This is a genomic window from Janthinobacterium sp. Mn2066 (genome assembly GCF_049319705.1).
Lineage (GTDB): Bacteria > Pseudomonadota > Gammaproteobacteria > Burkholderiales > Burkholderiaceae_D > Janthinobacterium.
In genome coordinates this window covers 392,302-411,453 of the sequence record NZ_JBMOUF010000006.1, presented here as the reverse complement: position 1 = coordinate 411,453, position 19,152 = coordinate 392,302, and the positions used below count along the sequence as shown (strand labels likewise).

18 protein-coding genes are annotated in these 19,152 nt (G+C 63.0%); 6 read left to right on the top strand and 12 right to left on the bottom strand.

Annotation, left to right across the window (positions count from 1 at the left end; all coding sequences use genetic code 11):
- Positions 1-3 precede the first annotated feature (3 nt).
- From gspE to ACL9RI_RS14365, 4 genes are read left to right on the top strand one after another with little or no spacing between them, the layout of a single operon-like run.
- Positions 4-1,425: a type II secretion system ATPase GspE gene (gene gspE / locus ACL9RI_RS14380; protein ID WP_422727206.1), complete on the top strand. Its 1,422-nt coding sequence runs from the start codon at positions 4-6 to the stop codon at positions 1,423-1,425.
- A 10-nt stretch (positions 1,426-1,435) separates the two neighbouring features.
- Entirely contained in the window at positions 1,436-2,656 is a 1,221-nt protein-coding gene (gene gspF, locus ACL9RI_RS14375; protein ID WP_422727205.1) for a type II secretion system inner membrane protein GspF, read from the top strand.
- 18 nt (positions 2,657-2,674) lie between these two features.
- Positions 2,675-3,247: a type II secretion system protein N gene (locus ACL9RI_RS14370; RefSeq protein WP_422727204.1), complete on the top strand. Its 573-nt coding sequence runs from the start codon at positions 2,675-2,677 to the stop codon at positions 3,245-3,247.
- Positions 3,248-3,306: 59 nt separating this feature from the next.
- Positions 3,307-5,577: a patatin-like phospholipase family protein gene (locus ACL9RI_RS14365; protein WP_422727203.1), complete on the top strand. Its 2,271-nt coding sequence runs from the start codon at positions 3,307-3,309 to the stop codon at positions 5,575-5,577.
- Here the strand turns inward: ACL9RI_RS14365 and ACL9RI_RS14360 are convergent.
- The gene (locus ACL9RI_RS14360; protein ID WP_422727202.1) at positions 5,550-6,338 is read right to left on the bottom strand and encodes a helix-turn-helix domain-containing protein; all 789 of its coding nucleotides are present in this window, start codon (positions 6,336-6,338) and stop codon (positions 5,550-5,552) included. The genes ACL9RI_RS14365 and ACL9RI_RS14360 overlap by 28 nt on opposite strands.
- Before the next feature lie 180 nt (positions 6,339-6,518).
- On the opposite strand from ACL9RI_RS14360, the gene ACL9RI_RS14355 reads away from it, so the two are divergent.
- The gene (locus tag ACL9RI_RS14355) at positions 6,519-7,151 is read left to right on the top strand and encodes an outer membrane protein (RefSeq protein WP_422727201.1); all 633 of its coding nucleotides are present in this window, start codon (positions 6,519-6,521) and stop codon (positions 7,149-7,151) included.
- 64 nt (positions 7,152-7,215) lie between these two features.
- Here ACL9RI_RS14355 and ACL9RI_RS14350 read toward each other — a convergent pair whose 3' ends face one another.
- The 8 genes from ACL9RI_RS14350 to ACL9RI_RS14315 form a co-directional block, all read right to left on the bottom strand.
- Positions 7,216-7,410, bottom strand: a complete 195-nt coding sequence (locus tag ACL9RI_RS14350; RefSeq protein ID WP_422727200.1) for a hypothetical protein — start codon at positions 7,408-7,410, stop codon at positions 7,216-7,218.
- Positions 7,411-7,443: 33 nt separating this feature from the next.
- Entirely contained in the window at positions 7,444-8,796 is a 1,353-nt protein-coding gene (hslU, locus tag ACL9RI_RS14345; protein ID WP_422727199.1) for an ATP-dependent protease ATPase subunit HslU, read from the bottom strand.
- A gap of 26 nt (positions 8,797-8,822) precedes the next feature.
- Positions 8,823-9,359 carry an ATP-dependent protease subunit HslV gene (hslV, locus tag ACL9RI_RS14340; protein WP_010394217.1) on the bottom strand — a complete coding sequence of 179 codons (537 nt, stop codon included), beginning with the start codon at positions 9,357-9,359 and terminating at the stop codon, positions 8,823-8,825.
- A gap of 189 nt (positions 9,360-9,548) precedes the next feature.
- Positions 9,549-10,001: an RNA polymerase-binding protein DksA gene (gene dksA, locus ACL9RI_RS14335; protein ID WP_183679798.1), complete on the bottom strand. Its 453-nt coding sequence runs from the start codon at positions 9,999-10,001 to the stop codon at positions 9,549-9,551.
- A gap of 490 nt (positions 10,002-10,491) precedes the next feature.
- Positions 10,492-11,577, bottom strand: coding sequence for a CobW family GTP-binding protein (locus tag ACL9RI_RS14330; protein WP_422727198.1), 1,086 nt, complete (start codon positions 11,575-11,577; stop codon positions 10,492-10,494).
- A gap of 130 nt (positions 11,578-11,707) precedes the next feature.
- A complete protein-coding gene (locus tag ACL9RI_RS14325) occupies positions 11,708-12,655 on the bottom strand; it encodes a tyrosine recombinase XerC (RefSeq protein ID WP_422727197.1) in 948 nt (315 codons plus the stop codon).
- 1 nt (position 12,656) lies between these two features.
- Positions 12,657-13,334, bottom strand: a complete 678-nt coding sequence (locus ACL9RI_RS14320; RefSeq protein WP_422727196.1) for a DUF484 family protein — start codon at positions 13,332-13,334, stop codon at positions 12,657-12,659.
- 169 nt (positions 13,335-13,503) lie between these two features.
- Positions 13,504-14,556, bottom strand: coding sequence for a porin (locus ACL9RI_RS14315; protein WP_422727195.1), 1,053 nt, complete (start codon positions 14,554-14,556; stop codon positions 13,504-13,506).
- A gap of 446 nt (positions 14,557-15,002) precedes the next feature.
- On the opposite strand from ACL9RI_RS14315, the gene ACL9RI_RS14310 reads away from it, so the two are divergent.
- Positions 15,003-16,493 carry a hypothetical protein gene (locus ACL9RI_RS14310; protein WP_422727194.1) on the top strand — a complete coding sequence of 497 codons (1,491 nt, stop codon included), beginning with the start codon at positions 15,003-15,005 and terminating at the stop codon, positions 16,491-16,493.
- A gap of 11 nt (positions 16,494-16,504) precedes the next feature.
- Here the strand turns inward: ACL9RI_RS14310 and dapF are convergent, their stop codons facing one another.
- Genes dapF through ACL9RI_RS14295 form a run of 3 tightly spaced genes read right to left on the bottom strand, consistent with a single transcriptional unit; the run spans position 16,505 to position 19,125 of the window.
- Positions 16,505-17,368 (bottom strand): diaminopimelate epimerase, encoded by an 864-nt coding sequence (dapF, locus tag ACL9RI_RS14305; protein WP_422727193.1) that lies wholly within the window; start codon positions 17,366-17,368, stop codon positions 16,505-16,507.
- Between the two features lie 21 nt (positions 17,369-17,389).
- Positions 17,390-18,262 carry a lipid A biosynthesis acyltransferase gene (locus ACL9RI_RS14300; protein WP_422727192.1) on the bottom strand — a complete coding sequence of 291 codons (873 nt, stop codon included), beginning with the start codon at positions 18,260-18,262 and terminating at the stop codon, positions 17,390-17,392.
- Complete coding sequence (locus tag ACL9RI_RS14295; RefSeq protein WP_422727191.1) at positions 18,259-19,125, bottom strand: lysophospholipid acyltransferase family protein; 867 nt, start codon at positions 19,123-19,125, stop codon at positions 18,259-18,261. The genes ACL9RI_RS14300 and ACL9RI_RS14295 overlap by 4 nt, the downstream gene beginning before the upstream one ends.
- Positions 19,126-19,152 lie beyond the last annotated feature (27 nt).

Here is a 19,152-nt window from a genome sequence, read left to right as displayed (position 1 = left end):
GTCATGAGTAATCTTTTACCTTACGCCTACGCCCGCGACTTCGGCTTGCTGGCCCGCCCCGGCGCGCAGGAGGGCGATGCGGTCGAAGTGCTGGTGGCCGCCGCCACCGCGCCGGCCGCGATCGCCGAAGTGTCGCGCCGTTTCGGCCAGATCCAGCTGACGGTCCTGCCGCGCGGCGATCTCGATGCGGCCATTGCCAGCGCCTACGCGGGCGGCGGCGGCGATGCGTCGCAGATGGCCGATGAATTCGACGCCGACCTGGACCTGACCAAGCTGTTGCAGGATGTACCGGCGATCGAGGATTTGCTCGAATCGTCGGACGACGCGCCCGTGATCCGCATGATCAATGCGCTGTTGACGCAGGCGCTGCGCGAAGGCGCCTCCGATATCCATATCGAGCCGTTCGAGCAGACCTCGGTCGTGCGCTTCCGCATCGATGGCAGCCTGCGCGACGTGGTGCGCCCGCGCAAGGCGATCCACGGTTCGCTCATTTCGCGTATCAAGATCATGGCGCAGCTCGACATCGCTGAGAAGCGCTTGCCGCAGGACGGCCGCATCACCCTGCGCGTGGGCGGCAAGCCGGTCGACGTGCGCGTCTCGACCCTGCCGACCGGCCATGGCGAGCGGGCCGTGCTGCGTCTGCTGGACAAGGAAGCGGGCCGCCTCGACCTGCAGCACCTGGGCATGAGCGCACCCATGCTGAAACAGTTCGACGGCTTGATCACGCAGCCGCACGGCATCGTGCTGGTGACCGGGCCGACCGGTTCGGGCAAGACCACCACGCTGTACGCCGCCCTGTCGATGCTGAACGCCACCACCACCAATATCCTGACGGTGGAAGACCCGATCGAGTACGACCTGGCCGGCGTGGGCCAGACGCAGGTCAATGCGCGCATCGACATGACGTTTGCGAAAGCGCTGCGGGCAATCCTGCGGCAAGACCCGGACGTGATCATGATCGGCGAGATCCGCGACCTGGAAACGGCGCAGATCGCCGTGCAGGCGTCGCTGACGGGCCATCTGGTGCTGGCAACCCTGCATACCAACGATGCTTCGGCAGCCGTGACGCGTCTGCTGGACATGGGCATCGAGCCGTTCCTGCTGTCGTCGTCCCTGCTGGGCGTGCTGGCGCAGCGCCTGGTGCGCAAGCTGTGCGGCTCCTGTAAAACCTTTGATGGCACATATTGGCAGGCGGTCGGCTGCGAACAGTGCGGCCACACGGGCTACCAGGGCCGGGTCGGCGTGTATGAATTGCTGCGCACGACCGAACAGATCCGCGCGCAGATCCACAACCGCGCCTCGGAGGCGGAAGTGCGCACCGTGGCCCTGCAGGACGGCATGACGGGCATGCGCGAGGACGGCGAACGCTGGCTGCGCGATGGCACGACGACACAAGCCGAACTGCTGCGCGTGACCAAAGACTAGGCCCGCCACCATGCCCGCATTCCGTTATGAAGCCGTCGATGCGCAAGGCGCCACCCGCAAGGGCGTGCTCAATGCCGACAGTCCCCGCTCCGCGCGCGCCGAGCTGCGCCTGCAAGGCCTGGTGCCACTGGCCGTCGACCTGATCGCTGCCCAGGTCGATGCCGCTGGCGTAACCCGGCGGCGCGGTTTCGGCGAACGCCTGACCAGCACCGAGCTGGCGCTGTTTACGCGCCAGCTGGCCAGCCTGCTGGAAGCGGGCCTGCCGCTGGAACAGGCGTTTTCCGCCTTGCTGGAACAGGCCGAGCGCCCGTACCTGCGCGACCTGATCGCTTCGATCCGTTCCGAAGTGATCGGTGGCGCCGCGTTTTCCGACGTGCTGGCGCGCCACCCGCGCGACTTTGCCGAGATCTACCGCGCGCTGGTGGCGTCGGGCGAGCAGATCGGCCACCTGTCGCGCGTGCTGTCGCGCCTGGCCGATTACATCGAGCGGCGCAATGCGCTGGTGCAGAAGGTCAAGCTGGCGTTTACGTATCCGGCCATCGTGACGGTGGTGGCGTTCTCCATCGTGATCTTCCTGCTCACCTACGTGGTGCCGCAGATCGTTTCCGTGTTCGCCAATACCAAGCAAAAGCTGCCGGTGCTGACCGTGATCATGCTGGCGCTGTCCGACTTCGTGCGCCATTACGGCATCATCGTGGCGATTGCCCTGATCGGCGCCTGGGTCACCTGGCGGCGCGCGCTGCAGCAGCCGGCGTTGAAGCGGCGCTGGCATACCTGGCTGCTGACGGCGCCTTTGTACGGCAAGTTCGAGCGCAGCCTGAACACGGCCCGTTTCGCCAGCACGCTGGCCATTACGACGGGTTCCGGCGTGCCGATCCTGCGCGCGCTCGACACCAGCCGCGATACGCTGACCAATGTGGCGATGCAGGAACTGGTGGAAGAGGCCAGCGGCGCCGTGCGCGAAGGCGTCAGCCTGGCGCGGGCGCTGTCGGCGCAAAAGCATTTCCCGCCCATGTTGATCCACATGATACGCGCCGGCGAAATCACCGGCGAACTGCCGGCCATGCTCGACCGCGCCGCCAGCGCCCAGGAGCAGGACCTGGAGCGCCGTACGCTGACCATCGCGGGTCTGCTGGAACCGGCGCTGATCCTGGCGATGGGCGTGGTGGTGCTGCTGATCGTGCTGGCCGTGCTGATGCCGATTATCGAGATCAACCAGCTGGTACGCTAACAAGAATTCAAGGAAGCCATGAAGCGTTTGCCTCAATTAACAAGTCTGGTCGCCGTCGTGGCGCTGTCCGTGTCGCTCGCCTACTGGGCCATGCAGCTGTTCAAGGCGCCACAGCGGCCGATCAATCCGCCGGCCGTGCCGGTGGTGCAGGACGCCAGAGTGGAAGCCGGCGCGTCGCTGTTCGGCGGCCAGGTCAGCGTGGCCAGCGTCAGCAATTATCAGTTGCGCGGCGTGGTCGCGGCCGGCAATGGCCGCGGCAGCGTGGCCATCATCGCTACCGATGGCAAGCCGTCGGTAGCCTTGCCGGCCGGCGCCGAAGTGGCGCCTGGCGTGACGGTCAAGGAAGTGCAGCCGCGCTATGTGGTGCTGCTTGATGGCGGCGTGAGCAAACGCCTGGAGCTGGTTGCCGACGACAAGGCGCTGTCGCTGCCGGGCGCCGTGGGCCCCGCGCCACAGCCGCAGCCGCCGGCGCCCAGCCTGGTGCCGCCGCCGATGCCGGCCGAGGCGCAGCAGCGCCCCGGTGGCGTGCTGATGCCGGCGGCAGGGGGCGTCGTATCGCAACCGCAGCCGGCCACGCCACCGACGAATTGACGATCGCAGCGATGCATCACACCGGCGGCTGCCGTTCAGCCGTCGTCACAGGAGTTCCTATGTTCTTGATCCGCGCCCTGCTGGTGGGCTGCGTGGCGACGCTGTGCGCCTTGCCAGTCCTTGCCGCCGAACCGCTTGCTACACCTGCCACCCAGGCGGCGGCACCGCCTGACTTGACGGATGCCGCTGCCCCTGCTGCTGCGCCGGCCCGTCCCCGCATCGCGCTGGTCCTGTCTGGCGGCGGCGCGCGCGGCTTCGCGCATATCGGTGTGTTAAAAGTATTGCAGGAATTGCATGTTCCGATCGACATGGTGGTCGGCACCAGCATGGGCGGCGTGGTGGGCGGCGCGTATGCCGCTGGCGCTTCCGTGGCGGACCTGGAAAAGATGGCGCGTGAAACCAACTGGGACCGCGTGCTGGCGGACCGGCCGGCGCGTGACGACCTGACTTTCCGCCGCCGCGAAGAAGACTTGCTGCTGCCGTCGCGCATCGAGTTCGGCGTCAGCCGCAATGGCATTTCCACGCCGCCGGCCGCCGCCAGCAATGCGGCGCTGGAGATGGCCTTGAACCGCCTGCTGCCCGCTGGCATGCGCGACCGGCCTGCCAGCCAGTTGCCGCTGCCTTTCCGCTCGGTGGCGTCGGACCTGGTCAACGGCGAACTGGTGGAACTGGTCGACACGCCGTTATTCCTGTCGATGCGCGCGTCGCTGGCCGTGCCGGGCGTGTTTGCGCCGGTACGGGTGAACAACCGCCTGGTGGTCGATGGTGGCCTGGTGCGCAATCTGCCGGTCGACATGGCGCGCGCCATGGGCGCCGATATCATCATCGCCGTCAACGTGGGCACGCCGCTGGCGCCGGAAAAAGAACTGGGCAGCGCCATCGGCGTGGCGCAGCAGATGCTGCAAATCCTCACGGAGCAGAATGTGCAGCGCTCGATCAAGGAACTGCATCCGCAGGATATCCTGGTGGCGCCGGACCTGGCTGGCGTGAGTTTTCTCGATTTCCAGAATTACGCGCGCGCCATGCGCGCCGGCGAGCAGGCGGCGCAGGCGCTGGCCGCGCGCCTGGCGCCGCTGGCGCTGCCGCCGGAACAGTATGCGGCCCGGGAGCAACTGCGCCTGGCTGCGCCAGCGCTGCTGGACGTGGCGCTGCCGCTGACGCGCTTGACGGTGGAGAGCGAAGGGCAGATCAATCCGCGCATCCTCGAGGCGCAATCGGGGCTGGCCGAAGGACAACTGGTGAGCCAGGAAGATGTGCTCAAGGCGGCCAGCAAGCTGTATGGCCGCGGCGACGTGGCGCGCGTGGAATCGGAAGTGGTCGATGCGGGCGAGCAGCGCGCCGTGACGTTAAAGGCGACGGAAGCGCCGTGGGCCAGCAACCGGCTGCGCGTGGGCCTGGAACTGGGCAGCGATTTCAATGACAAGAACAGCTTTGCGATCAAGCTGATGCACGTGCGTTCGAACCTGAACGACTGGGGCGGCGAGTTGCGCAGCCTGGTGCAGATCGGCACCGACCGCAGCTTCTCGATACAGTATTTCCAGCCGCTGGGCGCGGGCAGCCCCTGGTATCTGGCGCCGACGATCCAGTACAACTCTTCGTCGCTCGACGTGTTCGACAAGGGCCGCCGCACTGCCCGCATGTCCTACAATGGCCAGGGCGGTTATCTGGCGCTGGGCCGCCAGTTCGGCTACTGGGGCGATTTGCAGGTGGGCGTTGCGCGCAGCGAGAGCAGGGGCAATATATCGATTCCGGCCAACCTGGGCGTGCCGGAGTCACGCGCACTGGGCACCACCAAGTTCGTCAAATTCCGTGCCGATACGCTCGATGAGCCGGGATTCCCCACGCGCGGCATGGTGATTGACGCTACCTGGACGCAGTCGTCCACCACGGGTTCTTCCGAAAAGGCGCTGGGGCAGTCATCGATCTCGGCCATGAAGGCGCTGGGCAGCGGCAACTGGGCGGGCCATGTGTACGGGGAATGGGCGCGTGCGCAGCGCGGCGAGGCGCCGCTCAGCCTGGGCGGCTTCCTGCGCCTGTCCGGCACGCCATCCGACTCGGTCACGGGACGCAGCATTGCGCTGGCCCGCTTTGTCATGGCGCGCCGCATCGGCTCCTTGCCCACCACGTTTGGCGGCGCCGTGCGGGCCGGTTTTTCGCTGGAGATGGGCGGTGGCTTCGACCAGAGCGAACCGCTGCGGCGCAGCGTATTTACCCAGGCGTCCAGCGTGTTCGTGGCCGTCGACACGCGCTTTGGCCCCGCCTATCTGGCTACCGGTTCCAGCAAGGGCAATTCGGGCACCATCTACCTCTTCCTGGGCCCCGTCTGGTAAGGCAGCGTGGCCGGCGTGCCTGCCGGCGCGCTGCGGCGCAGGGCCGTGAAGGCGGCAAATTCCCATGAGCGGAAACCCAGCAGCAAGGTAAAGCCATCGCGCTCGGCCGGCGCCAGACGCCGGTCGCTCTGGTGCAGCCGCGCCAGTTCTTCGGCCAGCTGGCGGATCTTTTGCACCATTTCCTGGGCGCTGGGCAGGCACAGGCGGGCGGGGATGCACATCAGCGTTTCACCGGCGCCATCGAAATGGCCGCTGAAATAATCGGCCACCACATGCTCGCGGAAGTACTGCTGCACGGGACCGTCGGCCAGCCAGTGAAAGGCGTTCGAGACGCGCAGGCTGTAGCGGTTCAGCGGCTTGAGTTCGATCAGGCCCAGGCGGTCCAGTTCAGCCAGATAGCCGATGCATTCGGCTTCGCTCAGCGCATAGGTTTCCACCACTTGTTCCAGGTTCCAGTGGCCCAGGCAGCAGATCGCCACCAGCAGCAGGCGCGGGTGCGCGATCAAGGATTTTTCCTGCACCAGGGTGAGCGTGTCGGCATGCGGCGTGATGTCGGCCGCGCCGCGCAGCACATCTTCCATGGCGATGCCGGCCGCCTTGCAGATCAGGGCCAGGCGCGAGAGCGACATGTCGTTCTGGCCGAACATGCGCTTGACGCTCGACTCGCTCATATCGATGCGTTCGGCCAGCATCTTGTAGGTGATGCCGGCGGCGCGCAGCTGGGTGCGCAGCACGCGTAAAACCAGTTCGGGTGAACTCATGGGACTTCTTTCATGGATGTCTTTCTTGCAAATCCGGGAGCAGATTACGGTACTAAATGTAGCCTCTAAAAGAACTTTGCACAAGCAGATAGTACTTTTTGGAAAAACAGCAGACACTGTATCCGTTGGCCCGCACAGCGCGCCAGCACCAGGAAGTCCCATCACTTGTAGAGGTTATTCATGTCACCACAACACATCATTCCAGCGGCGATGCTGGCGCTTGCCGCTTTCACTCCTTTTCACGCTTCGGCGGCAGACGCCAATGCCAGCGCTGGCGCCAATCCAGGTCCCGTCTATGCGGGCGCCAGCTACGGCTTCCGTAGCAGCACCGGGCTCGATTGCGCATCGGGCCAGCAAAATTGCGACAAGAACAGCAAGCGTAGCGCCAAGGCCTACGTGGGTTACAGTTTCGACGCACTGCCCTTTCAGGGGGGCGTTGCCGTGCCTGCGATTGAGCTGGTGGGGTACACCAGCGGCAGCGTCACCTCCGGCTTCGACACGGCGGCAGGAAAAGTAGCGGGACGCGGCAAGTTCAACGGCGCCGGCGTGCAAGGCGTGCTCGCTTACCATTTCGATGCGTTTTCCGTGAGCGGACGCGCTGGCCTGGCTTACACGAAGGCGAAAGTCGATTACCTGAGCGGCGGTTCGGACAAGGAAAGCAAGGCGGGGGTGATGTACGGTCTCGGCGCGGCGTACGCGCTGAACAAGAACTGGTCGCTGCATCTCGATTGGGACCGTCTGCCCGTGAAGTACAGCGGCAGCCAGAAAACCAAGGCGGACATGTTTTCGCTGGGCGCGTCTTACCGCTTCTAAGCTGGCGCGCCGGGCAACGATGGCCTGATAGCGGGCGCCCTGGCACAGGGCGCTTGCTGGCGGCCTAGGTGTCGCTTGCCACTTTCAGCAGCAATTTTGCCAGCAAGCGTTTTTCTTGCTGGCGCTGGCCGGACACGGTTTTCACATGCGCCCCGGCCGCGCGCTGCTTGGCGGCGGCGGCCACCGGGTTGCGTGGCTTTTGCGACGGTTCGACGCGGAACTGCATTTTCTGCCGCGTCGCCAGGGCCTTGTTTGCCACCGTGTCCTCCTCTGCCGTGATTACAGCGCGCAGTTACAGCACATAGCGCGACAGGTCTTCATTGACCGACAGCGCTTCCAGGCGTTGATTCACGTAGGCGGCGTCGATCACCAGCAGGTTTTCGCTGGTGCTGCTGCCTTCGCTGGCCGTGAACGATACTTCTTCCAGCAGCTTTTCCATCACCGTATGCAGGCGGCGCGCGCCGATGTTTTCCGTGCGCTCGTTGACCGAGTAGGCGATTTCCGCCAGGCGCGTGATGCCTTCCGGCGCAAATTGCAGCTTCAGGTTTTCCGTCGCCAGCAAGGCTTCGTACTGCATCGTCAGGCAGGCGTCGGTACTGGTGAGAATACGCTCGAAATCGGCGATCGACAGCGATTCCAGTTCCACGCGGATCGGGAAGCGGCCCTGCAATTCCGGGATCAGGTCCGACGGTTTCGACAGGTGGAAGGCGCCCGAGGCGATGAACAGGATGTGGTCGGTGCGGATCATGCCGTACTTGGTGTTCACCGTGGTGCCTTCGACCAGCGGCAGCAGGTCGCGCTGCACGCCGGCGCGCGAGATGTCGGCGCCGCCCGATTCCGAGCGCGAGGCGATCTTGTCGATCTCGTCCAGGAAGACGATGCCGTTCTGCTCCACGTTCTGGATCGCCTTCTGTTTCAGCTCATCTTCGTTGACCAGCTTGGCCGCTTCTTCCTCGACCAGCAGTTTCAGCGCCTCCTTGATCTTGACCTTGCGCGCCTTCTTGCGCGCCTGGCCGGCGCCCGAAAACATGGACTTGATCTGCTCCGTCATTTCTTCCATGCCAGGCGGCGCCATGATTTCCATCTGCGGGCCCGCTTCGGCCAGTTCGATCTCGATTTCCTTGTCGTCCAGCTCACCCTGGCGCAAACGCTTGCGGAAGGTCTGGCGCGTGCTGTCGCCGCTGCCCGTGTCCACGGCGGCCGCCGTATTCGGCGTAAAACCGAAGTCGCGTGCCGGCGGCACCAGGATATCGATGATGCGGTCTTCCGCTGCGTCTTCGGCGCGCACGCGCACTTTCTTCATTTCCGAGGCGCGCGTCTGCTTGATGCCGATGTCGATCAGGTCGCGGATGATGGTGTCCACGTCGCGGCCCACATAGCCCACTTCCGTGAACTTGGTGGCTTCGATCTTGATGAAGGGCGCGTCGGCCAGCTTGGCCAGGCGGCGCGCGATTTCAGTCTTGCCGACGCCCGTCGGGCCGATCATCAGGATGTTTTTTGGCGTGATTTCATGGCGCAGCGGCTCGGCCACCTGCTGGCGGCGCCAGCGGTTGCGCAAGGCGATCGCCACGGCGCGCTTGGCCTTGCCCTGTCCCACCACATGCTTGTCGAGTTCGGCGACGATTTCCAACGGGGTCATGTTCATGATCATATTCTGCTCGGCTTTCGTACTTAATCTAACGTTTCGATGATGTGCGACATGTTGGTATAAATGCACAGTTCGGCGGCGATGGTCAGCGATTTCTTGACCACTTCGGCCGGCGACAAGTCCGTATTTTCCTGCAGCGCCTTGGCGGCCGACTGGGCGTAGGTGCCGCCCGAACCGATCGCGCCGATGCCGTCTTCCGGCTCCAGCACGTCGCCGTTACCGGTGATGACCAGGGTCGATTCGCTGTCGGCCACCAGCAGCATCGCTTCCAGGCGGCGCAGCACGCGGTCGGTGCGCCAGTCCTTGGCCAGCTCCACCGAGGCGCGCAGCAGGTTGCCCTGGTGTTTTTCCAGCTTGCCTTCAAAGCGGTCGAGCAGGGTGAAGGCGTCGGCCGTGCCGCCGGCGAAACCGACCAGGACTTTACCCTGATACAGCTTGCGTACCTTGCGGGCCGTGCCCTTCATGACGATGTTGCCGAGTGTTACCTGGCCGTCGCCGCCCAGGGCGACTTGCTTGCCGCGCCGTACGCAGAGGATGGTGGTGCCGTGAAATTGTTCCATATTGACCTCAAAAGTTCGTGCAAAGCCGTGCGATTGCGCACCGATTGTTCAAAAATGGGGATGGAAAAGGCAATTGCAAGCCAGATTCAGGAGAGATGTGCTGCTTCCAGTGTAGCCGGGCCTGGGCGAAAAAAAAGCATGCAAGGACATTTGCATGCTTTTGGATGGCGTGGCCACAGGGCCCGGCGATCAGTCGCCGTACAGTTTTTGCTTCAGTTCGCGCCGTTGCTGGGCTTCCAGCGACAGGGTGGCGGTCGGACGGGCGATCAGGCGGGGGATGCCGATAGGCTCGCCCGTTTCTTCGCACCAGCCGTAATCGCCGGCATCGATGCTGGCGATCGACTGTTGTACTTTTTTCAGCAGTTTGCGTTCGCGGTCGCGCGTGCGCAATTCCAGCGCATGCTCTTCCTCGATCGTGGCGCGGTCGGCCGGATCGGGCACCAGCACCGTTTCGCGCAAATGTTCGGTGGTTTCGCCTGCGTTTTTCAGCAAGTCTTTTTCGAGCTGCTGCAGGCGCGCCTTGAAGAATGCCAGCTGGGCCGCATTCATGTAGTCGTCCTCGCTCATGGCGCGAATTTGCTCTTCGCTGATGAGAGGGATCTCTTGGTTGGCGGCCGGGGTCGATTTATTAGTTTTGGTCATAACTTCGCTTACCTTCGATACGACAGAGTTTTCAAATTGATCAGTTACTGCGGCGATGCCGAGCAACTGTACAGGTTCCGCTTGGCATTGCTGTCCGGCTGTACTGCTTGCGACCTTGGCTTGCCGGCAGACTGCTGTCCGGCTGCATTTGCCATGTTGATAACTTTTTACCGCTATATGCCAGTCTCGCTGTTGCGTGCGTCGACCTGCGTAGTGGGGTGGATCGATTTCATGCCTGGCATGTGGCCAGCGGCAGTTTGCCAGCATTTCATGACAGGTTAACGACAAGGGCCGTTTTCGTCGCTGATTTTGGCATGCTTTGCTTTATATTGCCATCCCGATTTGTTGACTGGCAGATCAGATACGGCCACTTGTTGGTTTATTCCAGCAAGTTTTGGCAAGTTCCAGCAAAATCGTCGTCAGACAGCGGGAAAGCGTGGTTTCTTTCCCTTTCCTGTTTGCAACGGGCCTTTTGCAAAACCCGGCTAGTTTATACCAAACATTGTTCGAGTCCGCGAATAAAAATGTCTTTTGGTAGATTTTTGCCAATAAATACCATTTTGCTGCCCCGCACTTCATCTTCGCCCCATTTGGCGCCCAGGTCGCTGCCCATCAACTGGTGCACGCCCTGGAACACTACCTTGCGCTCGGCGCCCTGCATCAGCAGTACCCCTTTGTAGCGCAGCATGCGCGGGCCATACACCTGCACCAGGCCGCCAAGGAACTCGTCGAGCTTGGCGCTGTCGAACGGTTGCGTGCTCTTGAAAACAAAGGCGGCGATATCGTCGCTGTGCTGGGCGTGGTGGTGATCATGGTGAGCATGGTGATCATGCCCGCAGTCGCTGGCGCAGGCGTCGCTGTGCTCGTGGCCGTGCGCATGGTCATGCTTATGGTCGTGATCGTGGACATGGGCGCTCTCGGTGGCCAGGAAATCCGGGTCCAGTTCCAGCTTTTCATTCAGGTTGAAACCGCGGATATCGAGTACTTCGGCGAGCGGTGCACGGCCGAAATCCACTTTGCCGATCGGCGCGCGCGGGTTGATGCGCTTCAGGCGGCGGGTCAATGCGGCTACGTCGTCTTCGCTGACGAGGTCGGTTTTCGACAGCAGCAGCTTGTCGGCAAAGCCCACTTGCCGCTGCGCTTCCTCGTATTCATCAAGTTGCTTCATGGCATGGCGTGCATCGACCACGGTGATGATGGCGTCCAGCATGTAATGGCTGCCCACCTCTTCATCGACAAAGAAGGTCTGCGCCACGGGGCCGGGATTGGCCAGGCCCGTGGTTTCGATGACGATGCGGTCAAATGCCAGCAAGCCGGCGTCGCGCTTTTGCGCCAGCGCCGTCAGGGCCACGATCAGGTCGCCGCGCACGGTGCAGCAGATGCAGCCGTTATTCATCTCGATGATTTGCTCGCTGCTGTCCTGCACCAGGATTTCATTGTCGATATTTTCCTGGCCAAACTCATTTTCGATCACGGCGATGCGCATGCCATGGTCTTCCTGCAGTATGCGGTTGAGCAGGGTGGTTTTGCCGGCGCCCAGGAAGCCGGTGAGGATGGTGGTTGGTATCAGTGCCATGAAGAATGCCTATGCTGTGTGTCGGTGGTGCCGCCGCGCAAGCCGGCGAATCCGGACGATTATGCCGGAATTTTGCAAATGCTTGCAAACAGCGGCTATCGGCTTGATATGGATCAGGCCGCAGGTTTGCTTACTTGAGCTTGGCCCGTGGGTGGGCCTGGTCATACACCTGGGCCAGGTGCTGGAAATCGAGCGCCGTGTAGACCTGGGTCGAGGTGATGCTGGCGTGGCCCAGCATTTCCTGCACGGCGCGCAGGTCGCCCGACGATTGCAGCACGTGCGAGGCGAACGAGTGGCGCAGCACGTGCGGATGCACATTGGCGGGGATATCCGAGTTCAGCGCGTGCGCTTTCAGGCGCAGTTGCACTACGCGTGGCGAAATGCGCGTGCCGCGCGTGCTTAAAAACAGGGCGGCGCTGCCGTCCTTGGCGGGCGGGCGCACGGCCAGCCAGCTGGACAGGGCGACCAGGGCGGCCTTGCCAACGGGCACCTTGCGCATCTTGCTGCCCTTGCCGGTGACGATCACTTCAAAACTGGCCATGTCGATCCAGCCCAGCGAGGCGGGCAAACCGTTTTCCGCCTTGCAATAGTGCGTATCGAGGCTGGTCAGCTCGGACACCCGCAGCCCGCTCGAATACAGCAGTTCGAACATGGCGCGGTTGCACAGCTGTTCCGGCTCCGGCGTGCCTTGCGGGTGAGTGGCGGGCGCGACCAGGCGCACGGCGTCATCGACCGACAGGGCCTTGGGCAGGGTCTTGGCCCGCTTGGGTGCGCGGATGCCTTCGACGGGATTGGCGTCGAGCACCGTTTCGCCGCTGAGCCAGGCAAAGAAACCGCGCCACGACGACAGTTTGCGGGCGATCGAACGCGGGTCCAGCCCGCCCGCGTGCAGCTTGGCCGTGTAGCGGCGCACTTCATTATGGGCCAGCGCGGTCCAGGCGATCTCTCCGCTGAGCGTCAGCAGCTCACGCAGGTCGCGTGCATAGGCGTCCACCGTATGCGGCGACAGCTTGCGCTGCGTGGACAGCTGGGCCAGGTAGGCCTCCAGCCAGTCCGCCTTGCTGCGCGCGGCCAGCATATCAGTGCAGCTTGCTTGCCACCAGCGCATGCAGTGCGGCGCTGGCGGTGGCGCCGATATGCACCAGGAAATCGGTGCCCATGCTGGACGTGAAGCGCTCGCTGTCGGGCGAGCCGAGCACCAGCAAGCCGAAGGTGTCGCCCGTGCCCGGCGTGCGCAGGGCGATCATGACGGTCGACTCCACCTTGTCTGCCTGCAGCCATTGCACGGCTTCAAAATCGTGGTTGCTGCCGCAGTACGGGGTTTGCAAGCCGTTGGCGAACATGCGCACATCGGCCGTGATGTCCTGGCTGTACCAGGCGTCCGCGTATTCGGGCGCCAGTTGCCACAGGCGCAGGCTGACATGGGGTACGCCGAAATTGCTTTGCAGCGCATCGACCAGCACGCGCGGCATGGCGGCATCGTCGCGCACCTGCAGCATGGCCTGGTTCCAGCCGTGGAATTTGTTGGCAATCGCGCCATTTTCTTCGGCGACGCGGCTCAGTTTGGACATGCGCAGTTCCAGCGCCTTGTACTTGTCGCGCATCACTTCCATCTGCCGCTCCTGCAGCGAGATGGTACGTCCCGTCAGCGGACTGCTGAGCTTAACTTCACCGAGCAGGCTGGTGTGTTCTGCGAAGAAGTCCGGATGCTCGCTCAGATACTGGGCGACGGTGCTTGAATCGAGTGTGGCAGTCATGGTTAGTGTCAGGAGGAAGAAGATGAACGCCTGATTCTAACCGAGAGTGGGCTGCGGACGAGGCAAAGTTGGCGTTGTTCCTTGTTGCCATGAAAAAAGCGGCATGGTCACCCATGCCGCTGTGTGTCCTGCGCTGCCAAGGCGCCCGCTGTGGGCGCCGATGGCGGCATCAGAAGTTGTGGTGCAGGCCGACGCCGATATAGTTGTTCGAGCTGACGATCTTTTTGTTCGAAATGTCTGCGTACAGATAGGTGCGTTTCGACAGGTTGTAATCGTAGCCCAGCGATGCCTGCTTGGTCTTGGTGACGCCATCCGGCGTTTTTTGACCGTAGCCAGCGCGAATCTTGCCTGGGCCGACATCGTAGTTGGCGCCGACCAGCCAGGCCTTGGTGTTGGTGTTGATGATCTTGAAGTTTTCATCGTTCTGATGCTGGTACGAGGCCATCAGTTTCAGTCCCGAGGCGGGATTGACGGAACCACCGACCGACCACAGTTTCGCTTGCACGGCATTGCGCTCATAGGCGCCCATCAACGCAAACAGCGGGTTGGTGTAGGTCACCGAGACCGAGTACGGGTTCGAACCTGCCTGCGTGTTGGCTGCCAGCGCGTAGTTGCCGCTAGGATTCGTTGCCGATGGCGCTGCAAACGGTACGGCGATATTGCCGAGCGCTTCCTTGGAGGCCACGGTAGCGTTGAACTGGAAGCCTTCGATGACGGGCGAGTTATAGAACACGGCGTTCGAGAAGCGGTTGCGCGAGTTGCCCGGTGGGCTCAGCGGATCGCTGGTGTAGCCGGCCACCTGCAGGTCGGTCTGGAAGCCGACAACGGTAGGCATGCCCGACCATGGTTCAAAGTAGGTGCTGGTTTCCTGGAAGGCGGTCAGGCCACGGCCCAGGCGCAAGGTACCGAAGTCGCCCTGCAGGCCGACGCGGCTTTGTCCCTGGAAGAAGGGACGGGAATTGACACCCGAGGTGTTTTCAATGGTGCCGGTATCGGATTCGTAACGGATTTCCAATTGGAAAATTGCTTTCAGGCCACCACCCAGGTCTTCCGACCCCTTGAAACCCAGTTTGTTGTTGTCGCGCTTGGTGACCTGGGCCGTGGTGCCGGTGGCCTTGGCGATGCCGGCATCGATCGTGCCGTAGATCTGGACGGACGACTGTGCATGTGCGGCACCGGCGAATGCGCCGAAGATGGCGATGGCAACGAGTGATTTTTTCATGTCTTATTCCCTATATAAAAGTGATTTCCGTCAGAGTCCCGAGCAGATTGAAACGCGGCAAATACTGCATTCCGATGAATCCACCTTAAGTGTTCAGCACGCCAGCCACATGGGATTGGTCAAATAGGCGTGAAAAGATTGGTGAAAAGCACCATAAAGATCATCGGCTGTTGTATTTTTGTAACGCTGCACAGGATGACGGTTTCAGCGTGTTTCCGCTGTCGTTAGCTATTTCGCTATTGGTAAAATGATAGCAGCTAGGGGGTGGGCGATGCAGAAAATGTTGCGCTAAATCAAGTTTTTTACCCGTTTTTCACGATTTCGCGGGATCAGGACGTTACACTGTGAGACAGGCTGATCAATATGACATCGCTTTTTGGATGGCAGGCATGGGCAGACCCGGAGACAGCACATTATTAGAATCATTGACTCAATATCGAGAATCGATGGCAAATCGCGAAATACTAGGCTTGATCAAAGGGGCCAGGGCGGGTGATGTGCGCTGCCAGCTGGCATTGGGCAGGGTGTATCTGTTTGGCCAGGGCGTACCGCGCAGCGTGCCCACCGCCTTGCACTGGCTGGCGCGGGCGGCGCAGGAGCAGAGCGAAGAAGCTTGCCTGCTGATCGGCACCCACGTGCCGTTCGAGGTGGCGCTGCCGTCGGCCAGGACGCTGATTCCCTATTATCAACAGGCGTTCGACGCCGGGCTGGCGCAAGCGGGCCTGGTGCTGGCCCAGCTGGTATTGGGTAACGCCAGTGTTGATTGCGGCATCTTGCGGGCCAAGGCCAGGCTGGGGTTGGAGGCGGCGGTGCGTGCCGGCTTGCCCGAAGCGCAATGGCTGTTGTCCCGCCAGGATGGCCTGGGTCTCACGGACGGCAATGTCTGCGAACCGGACGGTATCCATGGCGCACCGCTGTATGCCTGGCTGGAACAGGCGTGGTGCAGCGGCGACCAAAGCGCGTATGTATTGCGGGCCTTGCCGCTGGCGCGGGAACTGCTGCGGCGCCAGGGTGCGCAGGGCGTTGGCCGCCCGCCAATGGAAAGGCAGCAAGTGCTGCTGCTATCGCGCTGCGCCCAGGCGCTGGCCCTGACGGACGCGCCGGAAAGCTGGCAATGCTGCGAGCTGGCGGCCCATGGCGGCGACCGCACGGCGCAGCTGGAATTGGGACTGGGCTATGCGCGCATGGATGCGCAGGGCCGGCGCCTCGCCACGCGCAGTGGCGCGGCCAATTTCAAGCGCGCCGTGCGCTGGCTGACGCAGGCGGGCGAGCAGGGCCTGGCCGACGCCTGGTTCGTGCTGTCGCGCATCTATATCAAACCTGAGTTTTCGCAGCGCAATGTGATCGAAGCGCAATCCTGCCTGGAGCGTGCCGCCGACCTGGGACATGCACCGGCCCAGCTCGAATGCGGCATGCATGCCTGGCGTAACCGGCGCGAAGGATGCAATAGCGATGTGCGCGCCGCCTACTGGCTGCTGCAGGCGCAAGCGCAGGGCTGCCTTGAAGCGGGAGCGGCGCTGGCCAAGATCGCCCCTTGCGTCGACGTTGGCGAATGGGGCCAGGGCAGCGTGGCCGATGGCGGGTCGCAGCAGCGTCAATTGCAGCAAAGCCAGCCCCTGCTGGCGGCGCGGCTGGAACTGGCGCGCTGCTTTCATCTGTCGCGGGCGGAAGCGTTATTGCTCGATATCCATGCGGCTGACCACGGACATTGTTTGTTGATCGATATCAGCGCCACCCACGGGCGTGGCAAACGGCGGCTGGTACTGGTCCGCACGGCGCAGGAGCGCCACGTGCTCGACCGTGTGCTGCGCCTGTTCGAGCTGGTCGATTGCAGTGTGGAGGGGCCGGAAGGCAATTATCGCCAGCGCCTGTATCGCTTGAAATGTTATCTGGCGGAGTCGCAGCTGCCGCCGGAACCGGAGTTCCTGGCGGCTTGATTCCTGTGGTTTTACAGCTCGATCGTGCCTTCGAAGACAGTGACTGCCGGGCCTGTCATCAGCACGGGCTGGCCTTCGCCTTGCCAGGCGATCGACAGTTCGCCGCCGCGCGCGCTGATGCGTACCGGGGAATCGAGCAGGCCGCGGCGGATGCCGGCCACGGCGGCGGCGCAGGCGCCCGTGCCGCAAGCTAAGGTTTCGCCGGCGCCCCGTTCATACACGCGCAGTTTCACGTGCTGGCGGTCGACGATCTGCATGTAGCCGGCGTTGACCCGGCGCGGAAAGCGCCGGTGGTGTTCGATCAGCGGGCCCGAGCTTTCCAGGTCTAGCCCATCGACATCATCGACCACCTGCACCGCATGTGGGTTGCCCATCGACACGACCGACACCAGCACTTGGGCAGCAGGCCCGGGCAGGGCCAGGTCCAGCGGCCACAAGGTGTCGTCGCCTTCGGCTACCCCGTCGAGGCCGCTTGCATCGAACGGCACCAGGGCGGGTTCCAGCACGGGCGCGCCCATGTCGACCGTGATGCTGCCGTCCAGTTCCAGCCGTGGCGTGATCACGCCGGCCATGGTTTCCACGCTGATGCTGGACTTGCCAGACAAGCCTTTTTCGCTGACGAACTTGACGAAGGCGCGCGCGCCATTGCCGCATTGTTCGACTTCGCCGCCGTCATTGTTATAGATGCGGTAGCGGAAGTCGCAGCCGGGCAGGCGGGCTTTTTCCACCACCAGGATCTGGTCGGCGCCGATGCCGAAACGGCGATCGGCCAGGCTTTGCCACTGGGCTGGCGTGAAATCGACCTGCTGGTTGATGGCGTCGATGACGATGAAGTCATTGCCGGCGCCGTGCATCTTGGTGAACTGGAGTTTCATGGTAGGGCGATCAGATCGATATTACTGGTTGTCGTAGAACGAAGCCTCGCCTTCGGGGCGCGTCTTGAAGCGTTTATGGGTCCAGAAGTATTCGGCCGGCGTCTCGCGCACGCGCTCTTCGATGAAGGCGTTCATGCGGCGCGTGGCAGCCGTGATGTCTTCGCCCGGGTAGTCATCCCACGGTGGATAATACGTCACTTTCCAGCCCTGGTAGTCGGGCAGGAAAGTGGCGATCACGGGGATCACCTGGGCCCGGGCGGCCAGCGCCAGGCGTGCCGTGGCCGTCAGGGTGGCTGCCGGCACGCCAAAGAAGGGCACGAATTCCGCGTCTTTTTCGCCGAAATCCATGTCCGGCAGCATGAAATAGGGCAAGTTGTCGCGCAGGGCGCGCAAGATGGGCTTGATGCCATCCTGGCGCGTAAACAGCTTGGACGGCTTGAAGCGCGAGCGGCCGTCGCGCAAGGCCTTGTCGAACACGGCGTTTTTTTGCTGCGCATACATTGACGAGGCGGAAATTTCCATCGCCGTGGCGGCGCCGGCTACATCGAGACAGACGAAGTGCGGGCACAGCAAAATGGTCGGCTTGGAGGCGATCAGTTGCCCCGGAAACGCCGGTACTTTCCTGATCAGGCGGTTCAGGCGCTTTTCCGAAGCCCACCACAGGATGGCGCGTTCCCACACGCTGCGCGAATAGGCCTGGAAATGCTGGCGCGCCAGGGCCACTCTTTCCTGCTCCGATAATTCCGGCATGCACAGGCGTAAATTGGTCAGCGCGATCTTGCGCCGGCTGGGCATGGCGATAAACAGCAAACTGCCGACGGCGACGCCAAAGCGGCCCAGGATGGGCAGCGGCAGCCAGTGCAGCAGCCACATCAGTGCAAGCAGCAACCTCATGCCTGCGCTCCTGCATCGCTGCCGGCAGCGCTTGGCGGCGGCGCACCGCGCGGCACTTTATAACGGTTGTAGCTCCACAGATATTGGGCGGGGCTGCGCGCGATCAATTGTTCCATGGCCGCGTTGATGGTGCGTGCCTGTTGCGGGGCAGGGCAGTCGAGCGACTCGGTGAAGGGCACGAAATGCACGCGGTAGCCGCGTCCGCCCGGCAGGCGTTCGGCATAGGTGATGATGACTTCGGCGCCGCCCATCTGCGCCAGTTTGGCCGGCAAGGTCATGGTATAGGCGGGGCGGCCGAAGAAATCGGCCCACACGCCTTCGCCCTCTTGCGGCACCTGATCTGGCAGCAAGCCGATCGGCTGGCCTTTCTTCAGGCACTTGGCGAAAATGCGCACGCCCGACATATTGGCCGGCGCCAGCATCAGGTTTTCGCGCGCGCGGGCACCCTCGATCAGCGGTTTCAACGCGGCCCGTTTCGGCGGGCGGTACATCACGGTCAGCGCCGTGCGCAGGGCGATTTGCTGCGCGACGATTTCAAAACAGCCCAGGTGCGGCGTCAGGAACACGATGCCGCGGCCATGCGCCAGCGCGCGTTCGACCAGTTCCCAGTTTTCCACGGTGGCGTGGCGCGCCACGCGTTCGGCGGGCGCGCACCAGATGAAGGGAAGTTCCAGCACGCTTTTGCCCGCTTCGGATACGGCTGTGTGCAAGTGTTGCGAAAAGCCGGCGCCGTGCATGTTTTCGCGCATGCGGCGTCGATAAGAGGGAGAAATGGCGTAAATTAGCCAACCAAGCACACTGCCCAGCGCATGCAAAACAGGCAGGGGAAAGAGGGATAAAAAGCGGAAAATGGGGACTAACATGAATAATCTGTTTTCTACGGTTGGCGT